Annotated in this window: 13 protein-coding genes; 11 read left to right on the top strand and 2 right to left on the bottom strand. The window is 67.1% G+C overall.

The genetic code is table 11. From position 1 onward, the window contains the following. Nucleotides 1-13: 13 nt before the first annotated feature. Entirely contained in the window at nucleotides 14-907 is an 894-nt protein-coding gene (locus tag N536_RS0130310; protein ID WP_029117046.1) for an oxygenase MpaB family protein, read from the bottom strand. 84 nt (nucleotides 908-991) lie between these two features. Between N536_RS0130310 and N536_RS0130305 the strand changes: the two genes are divergently transcribed. Continuing rightward, nucleotides 992-1,612: a TetR/AcrR family transcriptional regulator gene (locus N536_RS0130305; protein WP_369798486.1), complete on the top strand. Its 621-nt coding sequence runs from the start codon at nucleotides 992-994 to the stop codon at nucleotides 1,610-1,612. On the opposite strand, the gene N536_RS0130300 is transcribed toward N536_RS0130305, so the two are convergent. Then, nucleotides 1,609-2,187, bottom strand: a complete 579-nt coding sequence (locus N536_RS0130300) for a VOC family protein (RefSeq protein WP_029117044.1) — start codon at nucleotides 2,185-2,187, stop codon at nucleotides 1,609-1,611. The two genes, N536_RS0130305 and N536_RS0130300, sit on opposite strands and share 4 nt — an antisense overlap. A 134-nt stretch (nucleotides 2,188-2,321) precedes the next feature. On the opposite strand from N536_RS0130300, the gene N536_RS0130295 reads away from it, so the two are divergent. The 10 genes from N536_RS0130295 to N536_RS42695 all read left to right on the top strand — a co-directional run. Then, nucleotides 2,322-2,951, top strand: a complete 630-nt coding sequence (locus tag N536_RS0130295; protein ID WP_029117043.1) for a TetR/AcrR family transcriptional regulator — start codon at nucleotides 2,322-2,324, stop codon at nucleotides 2,949-2,951. Continuing rightward, entirely contained in the window at nucleotides 2,948-4,090 is a 1,143-nt protein-coding gene (locus N536_RS0130290) for an alpha/beta hydrolase (RefSeq protein WP_029117042.1), read from the top strand. The genes N536_RS0130295 and N536_RS0130290 overlap by 4 nt, the downstream gene beginning before the upstream one ends. Beyond that, nucleotides 4,081-5,043, top strand: a complete 963-nt coding sequence (locus tag N536_RS0130285) for a 2-hydroxyacid dehydrogenase (protein ID WP_029117041.1) — start codon at nucleotides 4,081-4,083, stop codon at nucleotides 5,041-5,043. Before N536_RS0130290 ends, N536_RS0130285 begins: the two co-directional genes overlap by 10 nt. 71 nt (nucleotides 5,044-5,114) lie before the next feature. Then, a complete protein-coding gene (locus N536_RS0130280; protein ID WP_029117040.1) occupies nucleotides 5,115-7,307 on the top strand; it encodes an acyl-CoA dehydrogenase in 2,193 nt (730 codons plus the stop codon). Between the two features lie 187 nt (nucleotides 7,308-7,494). Next, nucleotides 7,495-10,239: a helix-turn-helix transcriptional regulator gene (locus N536_RS0130275; protein WP_029117039.1), complete on the top strand. Its 2,745-nt coding sequence runs from the start codon at nucleotides 7,495-7,497 to the stop codon at nucleotides 10,237-10,239. Between the two features lie 47 nt (nucleotides 10,240-10,286). Next, the gene (locus tag N536_RS0130270) at nucleotides 10,287-10,577 is read left to right on the top strand and encodes a hypothetical protein (protein WP_029117038.1); all 291 of its coding nucleotides are present in this window, start codon (nucleotides 10,287-10,289) and stop codon (nucleotides 10,575-10,577) included. A 109-nt stretch (nucleotides 10,578-10,686) separates the two neighbouring features. Beyond that, complete coding sequence (locus N536_RS0130265) at nucleotides 10,687-11,604, top strand: LysR family transcriptional regulator (RefSeq protein ID WP_036438165.1); 918 nt, start codon at nucleotides 10,687-10,689, stop codon at nucleotides 11,602-11,604. A 120-nt stretch (nucleotides 11,605-11,724) separates the two neighbouring features. Beyond that, entirely contained in the window at nucleotides 11,725-13,227 is a 1,503-nt protein-coding gene (locus tag N536_RS0130260; RefSeq protein ID WP_029117036.1) for an APC family permease, read from the top strand. Nucleotides 13,228-13,255: 28 nt separating this feature from the next. Beyond that, entirely contained in the window at nucleotides 13,256-14,278 is a 1,023-nt protein-coding gene (locus tag N536_RS0130255) for an aminotransferase class IV (protein WP_029117035.1), read from the top strand. A gap of 191 nt (nucleotides 14,279-14,469) precedes the next feature. Further along, the coding region (locus tag N536_RS42695; protein ID WP_197040274.1) for a hypothetical protein at nucleotides 14,470-14,790 on the top strand (321 nt) is incomplete at its 3' end.

Here is a 14,790-nt window from a genome sequence, read left to right as displayed (position 1 = left end):
CGCGGCCCGCGCGTCAGACCAACGGCCGGCCGGTCCGGATTCGCCGGTCGACGTCCTTCAGCAACACGTTGAACGGGAACTGCCGCACGACGCGCGGCATCAGGTGATTGACCGTGCGCAGCGCGGCCATCAGGCGGTCGAACCGGCGCTGCCGCCGCTCGTCCCAGGACAGGTGCATCTCGTCGCGGAACTTCTGCGGCAGGAACCCGGTGGTGATGAGCAGCGCACCGGCGTCCGCCCAGCGCTGCAGCGGCCCCGGCAACGTCACCTTGCGCACCCGACCCGCCGCGATCGGGTACAGGTACCTGCGCACCGTGTCGTCGATGTGGACGCGCTGCAACGAGTCCTGCCAGTAGCGGTCGAACGCGGCGCGGTCGGCGGGCCACATCTCCTCGGGCACCTGCAGGGTGGTGCCGAGTGACATGCCCTCGGCGTAGTGCCGTTCGGCGGTCTCGTCGTCCATCTCGCCGATGAAGATCCGGTAGACGTCGACGGCGCCCTTGTAGAGGCACGCCGCGACCCACATCTGGAGGTCCTTGTCGAAGGCGTTGTACTTCACCGGGCTGTCGTCGGTCGAGTACACCTGAGCATGGGCGCCGTTCACCGCTCGGCGGAAGGCCGCCTTCTGGCCGTCGCTGCCCTTCGTGGCCACGGCAAGGTACGTGAACGTGGTGCGCGCCCGCTTGATTGGGTGCAGGTCGACGCGGCCGCTCTCTACCCGGCTCTCCAGCACGCCGTAACCGACACCGGGCCTGGCAAGTTGCATGATCACGTTCGCAGGGCCAGCCAGCAGCGCCACGCCCATCAGGCCATCGTCGATGCCGGCGCGACGCCCCGGGACGTGGGACCCCTTCGCAACCGCGGATGCGCTGATCGCGCGCTCGACGTGGCTGTCGCTGACCGTCATGGGTCACTCCTTCGACGGGTCAAATGTGAGAACGCCTGTTTCCTGATATTGCCTCGGCTCCTGACAGGTGTCAAGATGGTGCGCATGGTCCAGGTCCGTCCGTACGGCGGCGTGCAAGCACGCGAGCGGATCGCCGAGCGTCGGCGGCGGCTGCTCGACGCGGGACTCGAACTGCTCGGCGGTGTGGAGGATCCGGCCGAACTGACCGTCCGGGCCATCTGCACGCAGGCCGGGATCTCGGCGCGCTACTTCTACGAAAGCTTCTCCGACAAGGACGAATTCGTCGCCGCGGTGTTCGACTGGGTGACCGCCGACATCGCCGCCACCACGCAGGCTGCCGTGGCAGCAGCACCGCGCGAGGAGCAGAACAAGGCAGGTATCGCCAACCTGGTCCGCGTCATCGCCGGCGACGCCCGCATCGGCAGGCTCCTGTTCAACGCTCAACTCTCGAACACGGTGCTGGTGCGCAAGCGCGCCGGGCTCGGTGGCGTGTTCGCCCTGCTGTCCAGCCAGCACGTGACGAGCACCTACCGGCTGCCGCAGAACGAGTCGACCAACGCCTTCTCGCACTTCGTGGTCGGCGGCGTCGCCCAGACGATCAGCGCGTGGGTGGCCGGCGACATCCAACTCGACCAGGACGCGCTGGTCGATCAGATCACGCGGATCATCGACGAACTCGCGGCGCGCAAGCTGTACCGGACCTAACGCGCAGCCACCGGCGGACGGCGGTCGGCCTGGGTCTTCGGTTCCGTCACCGTGTCGTCCGCGGTGAATTCCTTGGTCCAGCAGGCGAACTCGAGCGTTATCCCGTCGGGGTCCTGGAAGTAGAACGAGCGCACGTAGACGCCGGGATGCAGGGTGGCCGAAACCTGCGCGGGGCTCTCGTCGTGGTTCAGCACGGGACCGACGCGCACGCCCTTGGCCTTCAGTTTCTGCCGGTACTCGTCGAACTTCTCGGCCGGAACGTGGAATGCGAGATGATTCAGCGACCCTACGGCGCTGAGGATCTCGCCGATTCCGGGTATGGATGCGGGCGCCGACACGCCGGGCACGCCGTCGGGCGCCTCGGCGAACCAGAAGAATGCCACGCAATCACCGTTGCCTGCATCGAAGAAGAAGTGCTGCCCCATGCCGCCGGGCAGGTCCAGCGACTTGACCAAGGGCATGCCGAGCACTTCCGAGTAGAACTCGACCGTCTTCGCCATGTCCGCACACACCAACGCCACGTGGTTGATGCCGCCGAGTTGAAACTCGGAATTGGTGTTCTGTGGCTTGATCACGTCGCGACTCCTCGAGATGCCGGACCGACGAGGTCTGGTCAAGGTTCGGATCTGAATCTAACATCAGATTCAGATCCGATCAATGAATTCGAACGGTTCGAAAAGGCTCCGAAAAGGCATCGGAAAGGCTCTGTGTGACGCTCGCGCCGCGTGAACAACTGCCGACCCTGCGGGGTAGGCAGACCCAGGCCGCGATCGACGCCGCCGCACGAATCGTCATCGCGCGCAAGGGAATCCTCGCGACCACGATCTCCGACATCGCCGCGGAGGCCGGCCGGTCGACCGCATCCTTCTACAACTACTACGACTCCAAGGAGGCGATGGTCCGCGAGTGGGCGCTGCGCTTCCGCGACGAGGCCCGCGACAGAGCGCTGTCAGCCGCAGAGCCCGAGTTGAGCAACCGGGAGCGTGTGCACCGTGCCGTGGCTGCCCACTGGAACACCTACCGGCATCGACTGGCGGAGATGATCAGCGTCTCGCAGTTGGCCATGGTCAGCGACGACTTCGCGCAGTACTGGGCCGACATCTGCGAACTGCCCATCTCGTTGGTCACGACGATGGTCGAACAGGCCCAGCGGCAAGGGTTTTGCGTCGGCGACGATCCGCATCTGCTCGCGACGGCATTGGTCTCCATGCTCAACCAGTTCTGCCACGCGCAGTTGAGCGGCGATGGTGCCGCGACAGTCGACGACGAGGCATGCATCACGACGTTGGCGGCGGTGTTCTACCGCGCCATCTACTTCGAGGAGACCTCGCCGACATGACGAAGAGTCCGAGTGGGTCCGCGACGCCGGGGGTGACCCGGGAGTTCATCGGTGTCGACTCCCCCACCGCCCGTCGGGCCGGCTCGGGCGGCCACCCCTGCCAGGGCATCTACCACCGCGGCGTGGGACGCAAGCCGAAGGTCGCGATGATCGCGACGCACTATCAGGTCGACTTCTCCGAGCACTACCTCGCGGACTACATGGCCACCCGCGGCATCGGGTTCCTCGGCTGGAACACCCGGTTCCGTGGCTTCGAGAGCAGCTTCCTTCTCGACCACGCACTGGTGGACATCGGCGTCGGCATCCGCTGGCTGCGTGAAGCACAGGGTGTGGAAACCATAGTGCTGCTTGGTAATTCCGGCGGCGGTTCACTGATGGCTGCCTATCAGGCGCAGGCCGTCGACCCACACGTGACGCCACTGGAGGGGATGCGACCCGCGGCCGGTCTGTTGGACCTCCTGCCGGCAGACGGCTACGTGGCGAGCGCGGCCCACCCTGGCAGGCCCGACGTGCTGACGGCATGGATGGACGGTTCCGTCGTCGACGAGGCCGATCCCGTCGCCACCGACCCGGCACTGGACCCGTTCAACGAACGCAACGGTCCGCCCTACACGGCCGACTTCATCGAGCGGTACCGGGCGGCGCAGACCGCACGCAACCACGCGATCACGCAATGGGCCGAAGACGAGATGAAAAGGATTCGCGCCGCGGGCTTCTCGGATCGGCCCTTCACCGTCCTGCGTACCTGGGCCGACCTTCGCATGGTCGATCCGAGCATCGAACCCACCAAACGCCCGGCCAACACCTGCTACGCAGGCGTCCCGGCGAAGGCCAATCGGTCGGCGCACGGCATCGCCGCGGCGTGCACATTGCGTAGCTGGCTGGGCATGTGGAGCCTGCGGCATTCCCAGACCCGCGCCGAACCCCACCTGGCCCGCATCACGTGTCCGGCGCTGGTGATCAACGCCGAACAGGACTCGGGCGTATATCCCTCCGACGCGCAACGCATCCACGACGCGCTGGCCAGCAAGGACAAGTCGATGCGCTCGATCGACTCCGACCACTACTTCACCACGCCGGGCGCCCGCAGCGAGCAGGCCGATACCATCGCGAAGTGGATCGCGAAACGGTGGCGGTGAGCGAACGCCTCAGAGTCCTGGCCCACTTCGTTCCCGGCGACAAGGTACGGGCACTGCTTGCCCCACAGGCCGATTGGCTCGACATCCGGTACTGCGCGGAGGACGACGACGACGCCTTCTACCGCGAACTGCCAGAAGCAGACGTGATCTGGCACGTGCTGCGGCCGCTCTCCGGCGAAGACCTGGCGCGGGCGCCAAAGTGCCGCCTGGTGCACAAGTTGGGCGCGGGGGTGAACACCATCGACGTCGATGCGGCCACCGAACACGGCATCGCCGTGGCCAACATGCCCGGCGCCAACGCCCCGTCGGTCGCCGAGGGGACCGTGCTGTTGATGCTGGCCGTCCTCCGCCGACTACCTGCCTTGGATGCGGCCACCCGGGCCGGCGCGGGGTGGCCGTCGGATCCGACCCTCGGCGAGACGGTGCGCGACATCGGCAGCTGCACCGTCGGCCTGGTCGGCTACGGCAACGTCGCGAAACGCGTCGAGACGATCGTGACGGCGATGGGCGCCCGCGTGCTGCACACCAGCACGCGCGACGACGGGCATGCCAGTTGGCGGTCACTGCCCGACCTGCTCGCCGCCAGCGACGTCGTCTCGCTGCACCTGCCCCTGACCGATCGGACCGAAGGAATGCTCGACTCCCCGGCGCTGGCCCTGATGAACCCGGAGGCCGTGCTGGTCAACACCTCGCGTGGCGCGATCATCGACGAGGCCGCCCTGGTCGAGGCGCTGCGCGCGGGCCGGCTTGCCGGTGCGGGCCTGGACGTGTTCGCGGTCGAGCCGGTGGCCCCGGACAACCCACTGCTGGCCATCGACAACGTGGTGCTGACCCCGCACGTCACCTGGTACACCGCCGACACCATGCGCCGCTATCTCGGCGAGGCGGTGGACAACTGCGAACGCCTGCGCGACGGCCGCGACCTAGTCAACCTGGTCAACCAACTCGACTGAGGTGCCAGTCGGCTCCAGCAGGTCGTCGCGGTATCCTCGGTCCCAACCCACCGGTTATTAGGGAGGCAATCATGCCCATCGCGATCACGTCCGAGCACAACGATCTGGCCGATTCGGTTCGGTCGTTCGTGGCTCGGGTGGCGCCGTCGGAGGTTCTGCACGAGGCGCTCGAGACGCCGATTCCGAACCCGCCGCCCTACTGGAAAGCCGCCGCGGAGCAGGGCCTGCAGGGCCTTCACCTGTCCGAGTCCGTCGGCGGACAAGGTTTCGGCATACTGGAGCTGGCCATCGTGTTCGCCGAGTTCGGCTACGGCGCCGTGCCCGGGCCGTTCGTCCCTTCGGCGATCGCGAGCACGCTGATCTCGGCCAACGATCCCGACGACAAGCGGCTGGAGGCGCTCGCCTCGGGCGACACCATCGCGGCCTACGCCATCGACTCCGGATTGACCGCCACGCGGCACGGCCAGGGCGATTCGGCCGGTCTCGTCATCCGCGGCGAGGTGCGGGCGGTCCCCGCCGCCGCGCAAGCGTCCATCCTGGTGCTGCCCGTGGCGATCGACGGCGGCGAGGAGTGGGTGGTCCTCGACGCCGACCAGGTCGAGATCGAGCCGGTCGCGAGCGTCGACCCGCTGCGCCCCGTCGCGCACGTGCGCGCCAACGCCGTCGAGGTCGGTGACGATCGCCTGTTGGCCAACCTCAGCCGTACGCATGCCCGCGCCCTGATGTCGACCCTGCTGTCGGCGGAGTGCATCGGCGTCGCCCGCTGGGCCACCGACACCGCGTCGGCGTACGCCAAGATCCGCGAGCAGTTCGGCAGGCCCATTGGTCAGTTCCAGGCCATCAAGCACAAGTGCGCGGGCATGATCGCCGAGACCGAGCGCGCCACGGCCGCAGTGTGGGACGCGGCACGCGCCATCGACGACGGCTCCCCGGACAGCGCCTACGAGTTCGCCGCCGCCGTCGCCGCCACCCTGGCGCCGGTGGCCGCACAGCACTGCACCCAGGACTGCATCCAGGTGCACGGTGGCATCGGCTTCACCTGGGAACACGACACCAACGTCTACTACCGGCGGGCGATCGTGCTGGCCGCATGCTTCGGGCGCGCGGCCGACTACCCGCAACGGGTGGTCGACATCGCCACCAGCACCGGGATGCGCGCGATCAACATCGACCTCGACCCGGACACCGAGAAGGTGCGCGACGAGATCCGCGCGGAAGTGGCTGGGCTCAAGGAGATTCCACGCGAGGAACGCAACACCGCGATCGCCGAGGGCGGCTGGGTACAGCCCCATCTGCCCAAGCCGTGGGGCCGCGCCGCAACGCCGATCGAACAGGTCATCATCGCCCAGGAGTTCGCGACCGGGAAGGTGAAGCGGCCTGCGATGGGCATCGCCGCCTGGATCATCCCGTCGATCGTCGCCTACGGCACCGACGAGCAGAAGCAGCAGTTCCTGCCGCCCACGTTCCGTGGCGAGATGATCTGGTGCCAGTTGTTCTCCGAGCCCGGTGCGGGTTCGGACCTGGCCAGCCTGACCACCAAGGCCACCAAGGTCGACGGCGGCTGGCGGATCACCGGGCAGAAGATCTGGACCACCGGTGCGCAGTACTCGCAATGGGGCGCCCTGCTGGCCAGGACCAATCCCAGCGCACCGAAACACAACGGCATAACGTACTTCCTGCTGGACATGAAGAGCCCGGGCGTCGAGGTGAAACCGCTTCGCGAACTGACCGGCAATGCGATGTTCAACACCGTCTTCATCGACGACGTGTTCGTCCCCGATGCCATGGTGCTCGGCGAGGTCGACCGCGGCTGGGAGGTCAGCCGCAACACGTTGACCAACGAGCGCGTCTCGATCGGCAGTAGCGAGCCGCCGTTCCTGGCCAACCTGGACCAGTTCGTCGAGTTCCTGAAGGACGGTCACTTCGACCAGATCGAGCAGCACGAAGCGGGCCGGCTGATCGCCGAGGGCTATTCCGCCAAGGTGCTCAACCTGCGCTCGACGCTGCTGACCCTGGCGGGCGGTGACCCGATGCCCAACGCGGCCATCTCCAAGCTGCTGTCGATGAAGACCGGGCAGGGTTACGCCGAGTTCGGGGTGGCGTCGTTCGGCACCGACGCGGCGATCGGCGACCCCGAGCAACCGTCGGGCAAATGGGCGGAGTACCTGCTCGCGGGGCGGGCCACCACGATCTACGGCGGCACCACCGAAGTGCAGCTCAACATCATCGCAGAACGGTTGCTCGGGCTGCCGCGCGATCCGTAAGAGGAGAAAACCTGGGGTGCCGCTGTGCGTCCACTGCGCAAACACTGTGATGAGCCGATCTAGCTATTACGCTGACTGCAGCAATCCACGGCGGCTGCGAGTGTTCGCCCCTGCAGGCGGAACCGCGGCCGATCCCTAGGGAGAACCGCATGTCGGACGCAACGGCCCCGGGCCGTCCCGCGCCGCCGTGAGCCGCCCGGCGGAGGCTCGAGCGGTCGCCGAGTTCCTTACCTCGGCAGCGGTCGAGCCCTCGGCTCTGGTGGTGCAGGGCGAAGCCGGCATCGGCAAGACGACGCTGTGGTTGGCTGCCGTCGATCAGGCGCGCGAACAAGGCTTCCGCGTGCTGTCTGCGCGAGCAGCCCAGGCGGAGTCGGTGCTCGCCTACGGCACGTTGGCCGATCTGTTGGCCGACGTCGACGAGGCAGCCTTTGCCCATCTGCCGGGACCTCAGCGCCTTGCCGTCGACCGCGTCCTCTTACGCGCCGAAGCCGACCTCGCGACCGATCAACGCGCGGTGGCGGCGGCCTTTCTGTCGGTCGTCACGGGCCTCGCGGACGATTCGCCGGTGCTGCTGGCCGTGGACGACCTGCAGTGGCTGGATCCCTCCAGCCAACAGGTGATTGCGTTCGCCGCGCGACGGCTCGTCGGACCGGTGGGCGTGCTCGGCACCGTGCGCACCGATGCCGATGGTGGCAACGATGCCTCCTGGCTCCAGTTGCCGAAGATCGACGAATTGCAACGAATAACGTTGCATCCGTTGAGCCTTGGCAGCCTGCGCGAAGTCCTGTCCGGGCGGCTTGGCCGCTCGTTCTCGCGACAGACCATGATACGAATCCATCAGGTCTCCGGAGGAAACCCGTTCTACGCACTCGAGTTGGCTCGACCGATGGACGATCACACGCCGACCCGCGAGGCGGCGTTGCCGAGCACGCTCAACGAGCTGGTGCGGGTCAGAATCGACAGCGTCGACGCCTCTGCGGAGGACGCTCTGCTCGCGATGGCCTGCCTCGCCTCGCCAACGGTCGAGCTCGTCGCGGCGGCAACCGGCACCTCTGCCGAGCGAGTCGTCAGCCTGCTCGGCGACGCCGAAAGCACGGGCATCGTCGGGATCAACGGCAACCAGCTGCGATTCACCCACCCACTGTTGGCCAGGGGCGTCTATACCGAAGCCGCGCCTGCGCGCCGCCGGGAGATGCATCGGCGCCTTGCCGACCTCGTCGACGAGCCCGAACTTCGCGCCAGGCACCTGGCCATGGCCGCCACCAGCGCCGACCCGAGGACGATCCAATCCCTCGACGAGGCGGCGCAGACGGCGCGCAGCCGGGGAGCACCCGCGGCCGCAGCCGAACTCGTCGAATTGGCGGTGGGGCTCGGCGGCGACACCCCGGAGCGCCGAATCCAGTTGGCGAGCCATCTCATGGATGCTGGCGAACCGGGACAGGCCAGGACGGTGCTCGAGACGACGATCAAGCGCCTTGGGCCGGGCACGTTGCGAGCGGCGGCGTTGTACTTGCTTGCCTTCGTTCGCCTTTTCGACGACAGCTTCCTCGATGCCGCCGGACTACTGGAGCGCGGGCTCGCCGAGACGGGCGAGGATCTCGCGCTACGCATCCAGATGTTGACGACGCTGGCTTTTGCCCACTTCAATGCGGATCAGCTCGCCGCCGCCAACCACAGGGTCGAGGACGCCATCACCGAGGCCGAGAGGCTTGGCGAAGCTTCGCTGTTGAGCCAGGCGCTGAGCATGCGGGTGATGATTCGTCTCCTGCGCGGTGACGGCCTCGATCAGGCGAACCTGCGACGCGCACTCGACTTGGAAGACCATGACGCGGCGATCCCATCGGCCTTTCGCCCCAGCGTCCAAAAAGCGCTATTGCTGGCCTGCATCGGCGAACTCGACCAAGCGCACGAAGAGATGGGCGTGATGCGTCGGCGGTACGTCGAGCGCGGCGAAGAGAGCGAACTGATCTTCATCGACTTCCACACCGGTCTGCTCGAGATCTGGCGAGGTGCCTTCGCCGAAGCCACCCGGGTCGCTGAGGACCTGGTAGAACGGGCGCTGCTCCTGGGCGGCGACCTGCCGCGGTGCGTGGCCCTGGCGGTCCGAGCCTCGCTCGCCGCCTACGCCGGGCGCCTCGATCAGGCGCGCGACGACGCCAGCGAGGCGCTCGCGGCCGGCCAGCGGAGCAGTTCGCACAACTTGTCGGGGTGGCCCGTCACGATTCTCGGGTTCGTCGACGTTTCGCTTGGCAACTACGAGGCAGCGCTCACCACGCTGCAGTCGCAGGTGGCCAGGCTCGACGCGGCCCCCGACTGCACCGAAATCATTGCGGCCGCATTCGTTCCCGACGCCGTCGAGGCGATGATCGCAGTGGGTCGCCTCGCCGACGCCGAGCCCCTGATCGATCGGCTCGAACGCAACGGCCAAAGAGTGGACCGCCCTTGGATGTTGGCCATCGGCGCCCGCTGCCGCGCCATGCTGCTGGCTGCGCAGGGCGACATCGACGCAGCCAACCGCACCGCGCAACGGGCGATGGTCGAGCACGACCGGCTTCCCATGCCGTTCGAACGCGCGCGTACTCAGTTGCTGCTCGGGCAAATTCAGCGTCGACAACGGCAGAAGGACGCCGCCGCCAAGTCCCTGCGCGAAGTGGTCGCCGCCTTCGACGACCTCGGCACGCCATTGTGGGCGGACCGTGCGCGCGCCGAACTCGCCCGCGTCAGCGTGGGGCCGAGCGCCACGGCCGTGCTCACCCCGTCCGAACAACGCGTCGCCCAACTCGCCGCCTCGGGGATGACCAATCGCGACGTCGCCGCAGCACTGTTCATCAGCCCGAAGACCGTCGAAGCCAACCTTGCCCGCATCTACCACAAGCTCGGCATCCGGTCCCGGGCCGAACTCGGCAGGCGGATCAGCCAGCTCGATGCGTAGGGAAACACCCGATTCCCGCCCCCTGCCGGACGCCTAACATTCAGCCGATGGGCATCCCGGACCCACGCCAGCCGTGCTACCTCGTCGAGTGGTACGAGCCCGAGCTCATCGACTCGGGTCTCGAACTCACCGCGGCCAGGCTCGACGAATGCGCCGCATCGATGTCTGCCGACGGATCTCCGGTGGAGTTGCTCATGACGCTCGCCGTGCCGACCGACGAGGTCGTCTTCGGCCTCTTCACGGCCGGCTCGGCGCAGATCGTCTCGCAGGCATGCCTGCGCGCCGGCGTCCCGGCCCAGCGGGTCACCGTCGCCTCCCGTCTCGCACGTTCGTCGTAGGGAAACCGTCTCAGGGAAACCCCGCCTATCTCGGCGAAGCGCCCGCCGGTTGCATATCATCGCGGCGCGGGCCTTTGGACGGAGGACACCCACGAGCAGCAAAGATGGCGTGACGCTGCGTCAGCTTCGGTACTTCACGGTGCTCGGTGAGGAGCTGAACTACCGGCGTGCGGCCGAACGACTGTTCATCACGCAGCCCGCGCTGTCGACTGCGATCAAGCAACTCGAGCATCAGTTCGGCGTCCTGCTGTTCACCCGCAACACGCGCGGGGTGGCTCTGACCGAGCCTGGTCGGGCGTGGTTGCCGAAGGTGCGCGAGGCGCTTCGTGGCGTCGACGTCGCCATCGATGACCTCATCGCGACGGTCGGGCGCGATCGGCGCATCCGGCTCGGCTACCTGATCGGCACCGGCGCCGACGTACTGTTCCGCCTGGTTCGACATTTCGAGACGGCATATCCCGAGATCAGCGTCGAGCCAAGGGAATTCGACTTCTCCGACCCGACCGCCGGCTTGGCCGACGGCAGCACGGAGGTGGCGATCATCCGCCCACCGGTGGACCTACCCGAGCACCGGATGCTGATCCTCGACGCCGAGGACTGGGTCGCCTGTCTCCCGCGCGACCATCGACTCGCCCAGCGATCCGAGGTGTCCATCACCGAACTGCTGGACGATCCCATCGTGGTGGCGCCGGGCAGCGCCGGGCGATGGCGCGACTACTGGATGGCGACCGATGCGCGCGGCGGCAAGCCCGCCACGATCGCGGCGGTCGCCGCCACGTACGAGGAGGAGACGACCACCATCGCCCGTGGCCTTGGCATCAGCTTCACCAGCGAGGCCAGCGCGCGCCTGTACGACCGGCAGGGCATCGCGTACGTGCCGATCATCGACCGGCCGCGCAACTACACGGCGCTGGCGTGGCATCCGGATGGCCTCAGCGACGACGCGGCGGCGCTCATCCGTCAGGTCCGGGATGAGTGGAGCTTCGAGGACGGACATCCCATGGAGCGTCCCGCCACTTTTTACTAATAAAGCCGATTTATCAGTAGATCAGAATTCGGAACTTCCGCCGCCCGGCCCGAAGGGGTTTCCTTCAGTGCATCCGACTACGAGGTCGTGGCCCGCTCAACCCCTCACTTGGAGCACCCGATGACCGACACCGCACCATCCGTACCCCTCACTACCCCTTCGCCCCACGACGACGAAGACGCCCGATTGGCCCACTTCGGGTACACCCAGAAGCTCGACCGCTCGGTCGGCAGGCTGGCCTCGTTCGCGATCGGCTTCGCGACCATCAGCGCGACCACCGCGGTGTTCACCGGATTCGGTGCCGGGTACTTCACCGCGGGCGCACCGTTCGTGTGGACACTGCTGCTGGCCGGCGCGGTGTTCGTCGTCTGGGTCGTCATCGCCGCCGATCTGACCGCGAAGATCCCGCTGGCGGGTTACGCATACCAATGGACCAGCCGCATCCACGGCTCCAATCTCGCGTGGTTCACCGGAGTCATGGCCCTTGCCGGCTGGGTGTGCGGCATGACCGGTGTCGGATTCATCCTGTCCGGCTACCTCGGCGGCCTGTTCGGCTTCGCGATGACGCAGACCACTCAGATACTCGTCGCCATCGGCGTGATGGCGGTCTGCATGATCGTGAACCTCTACGGGGTGCGGTTCGCCACGATGGTCAACAACATCGGCGTCAGCCTCGAACTCGTCATCACCGTCGGAGCGACGATCCTGGTGGCAATCGTCGCGTTCTCCTCGCCCGACAATCACCAGCCGATCTCGGTGTTGTTCACCGGTGGCACCTCGGACGGCAACACCGCGTACGTGCTCGCGTGGCTGGCGGCGTCGCTGGGGCCGTTCTTCGGCCTGATCGGCGTCGAAGCCAGTGCCGACGTCGCCGAGGAAACCGTCGACGCCCGCCACGTCATCCCACGCACGATGTTCTATGCCCTGGCCACCTCGATCGTCATCGAATTCCTGATGTACGTCGTCTACGTGCTGGCCATCAAGGACCAGGCTGCCGTCGCCGCCGCCTCATCGGCCCCCATCGAGGAGATCATCACCCAGCAGGTCGGCCCCGTCGTCACGAAAATCGTTGTCGCCGTGGCACTCACGAACGTGATGGCCTGCATCCTGGCCAACATCCTGGTCGCGACGCGCCTGACCTACTCGATGGCCCGTGACAACATGCTGCCGTTCTCCCACGTGTGGCGGCACGTGTCGACGAGCAACCGCACCCCGACCTACGCGGTGCTCGGCCTGTTCGGCCTCTCGACACTGCTGCTGTTGTCGGCACTGATCAGCGAGAAGGCCTTCTTCCTCATCATCGGGTTGTCCTCGCTCGCCGTATTCGCCACCTACGTGCTGCAGACCGTCGCCCTGATCATCGGCCACCGACGCGGCACCATCCCGGCCGCCGAACCGGGCACCTTCGACCTCGGCCGCGCAAGGATGCCGATCTACGTCCTCGGCATCATCTGCTTCACCCTGGTGTGCGTGGCGCTGATCTTCCTGCCGCAGTTCGCCGGCAACGGCTACGTCTTCTTGGGCCTGGTCGTGCTGGCCGGCATCTGGTCGGTGACCGGACTGCGAAGCCGGCTGAGCCGCGGCGAGGCGGGACCCAGCTTCGCCAAGACCCACCTTTCCTGACATACACATTGACACGAAGGATTGAAATATGACTCTGACAACGGATTTGGGCACCAGCAACCTGGTCCCCGTCGAACCCGGTGCAGCGATCCGCGAGGACACCCCCGCCGGCTCGGCGATCCAGTACAGCGACTACGAACTCGACACGTCGAGCCCCTTCGCAGGCGGCGTCGCGTGGATCGAGGGTGAGTACATGCCCGCCGAAGAGGCCAAGATATCGATCTTCGATACGGGTTTCGGACACTCGGATCTGACCTACACCGTCGCTCACGTGTGGCACGGCAACATCTTTCGGCTCGGCGACCACCTCGACCGGTTGCTCGACGGCTCACGCAAGCTGCGGCTGGACCCCGGCATGAGCAAGGACGAGCTGGCCGAGATCACCAAGAAGTGCGTGTCGATGTCGCAGCTGCGCGAGTCGTTCGTCAACCTCACCGTCACCCGTGGCTACGGAAAGCGCAAGGGCGAGAAGGACCTTTCGAAGCTCACCCATCAGGTGTACATCTACGCCATCCCGTACCTGTGGGCGTTTCCGCCGCAGGAGCAGATCTTCGGCACCACCGCTATCGTGCCGCGCCACGTCCGCCGCGCCGGGCGCAACACCGTCGATCCGACCATCAAGAACTACCAGTGGGGCGACCTGACGGCCGCCAGCTTCGAAGCCAAGGACCGCGGCGCGCGCACGGCGATCCTGCTGGACTCCGACAGCTGCGTCGCCGAGGGGCCGGGGTTCAACGTCGTCATCGTCAAGGACGGCAAGCTGGCCTCCCCCTCGCGCAATGCGCTGCCGGGCATCACCCGCAAGACAGTGTTCGAGCTGGCCGACGCCATGGGCATCGAGGCCACGCTGCGCGACGTGACCAGCCACGAGTTGTACGACGCCGACGAGCTGATGGCCGTCACCACAGCGGGCGGGGTCACTCCCATCAATTCGCTGGACGGCGAACCGATCGGCACCGGCGAACCGGGCCCGCTCACCGTCGCCATCCGTGACCGCTTCTGGGCGCTGATGGACGAGCCGGGGCCGCTGGTCGAGGCCATTCGGTACTAGGCGCGCCTCCACCGAGTAGGAAGCACGTCCTGCGAAAGCACGCGACTACTCGACGGGCCCGCAGAGGATAGGGAAACACCCGATTCCTTTGATGCTGACTCGCCCTACCGTCGACGCCACAGCGATCCGGCGATGGTGAGACGGCCGGTGCTTCGCTGCCTGTAGGCATGTCAAAGGCTCGGGGGCCCGCTATGACCGGCAAGCACGCACCGCCGCAACGCATTCGAATCACTGACCGCCGCACGATCGGCGCGGCGTTGTTCGCGGGCGGCCTGATTCTGAGCGCCGGATCGCTCTTTCAGCCCGCCGAGCCGACGACGACGGTTCTGTTGACGGCAGGGACGACGGGCGACACGTCCTCCTCCGGCACCACCGGCCAAAGCTCCTCCGGCGCCACCGGCCAATCCACCGGCACCACCGGCACCACCGGATCCAGCGGCCAATCCTCCGGCACCAGCGGCAGCTCCGGTCAATCCTCCAGCGGCGCCACCGGCGAAGCCAGCAGCGGCACC

The organism is Mycobacterium sp. URHB0044, assembly GCF_000620625.1.
In the GTDB taxonomy this organism is placed as follows: Bacteria; Actinomycetota; Actinomycetes; order Mycobacteriales; family Mycobacteriaceae; genus Mycobacterium.
Note: the sequence above shows the minus strand (reverse complement) of the source record. Positions and strands in the feature narration are given on the sequence as shown.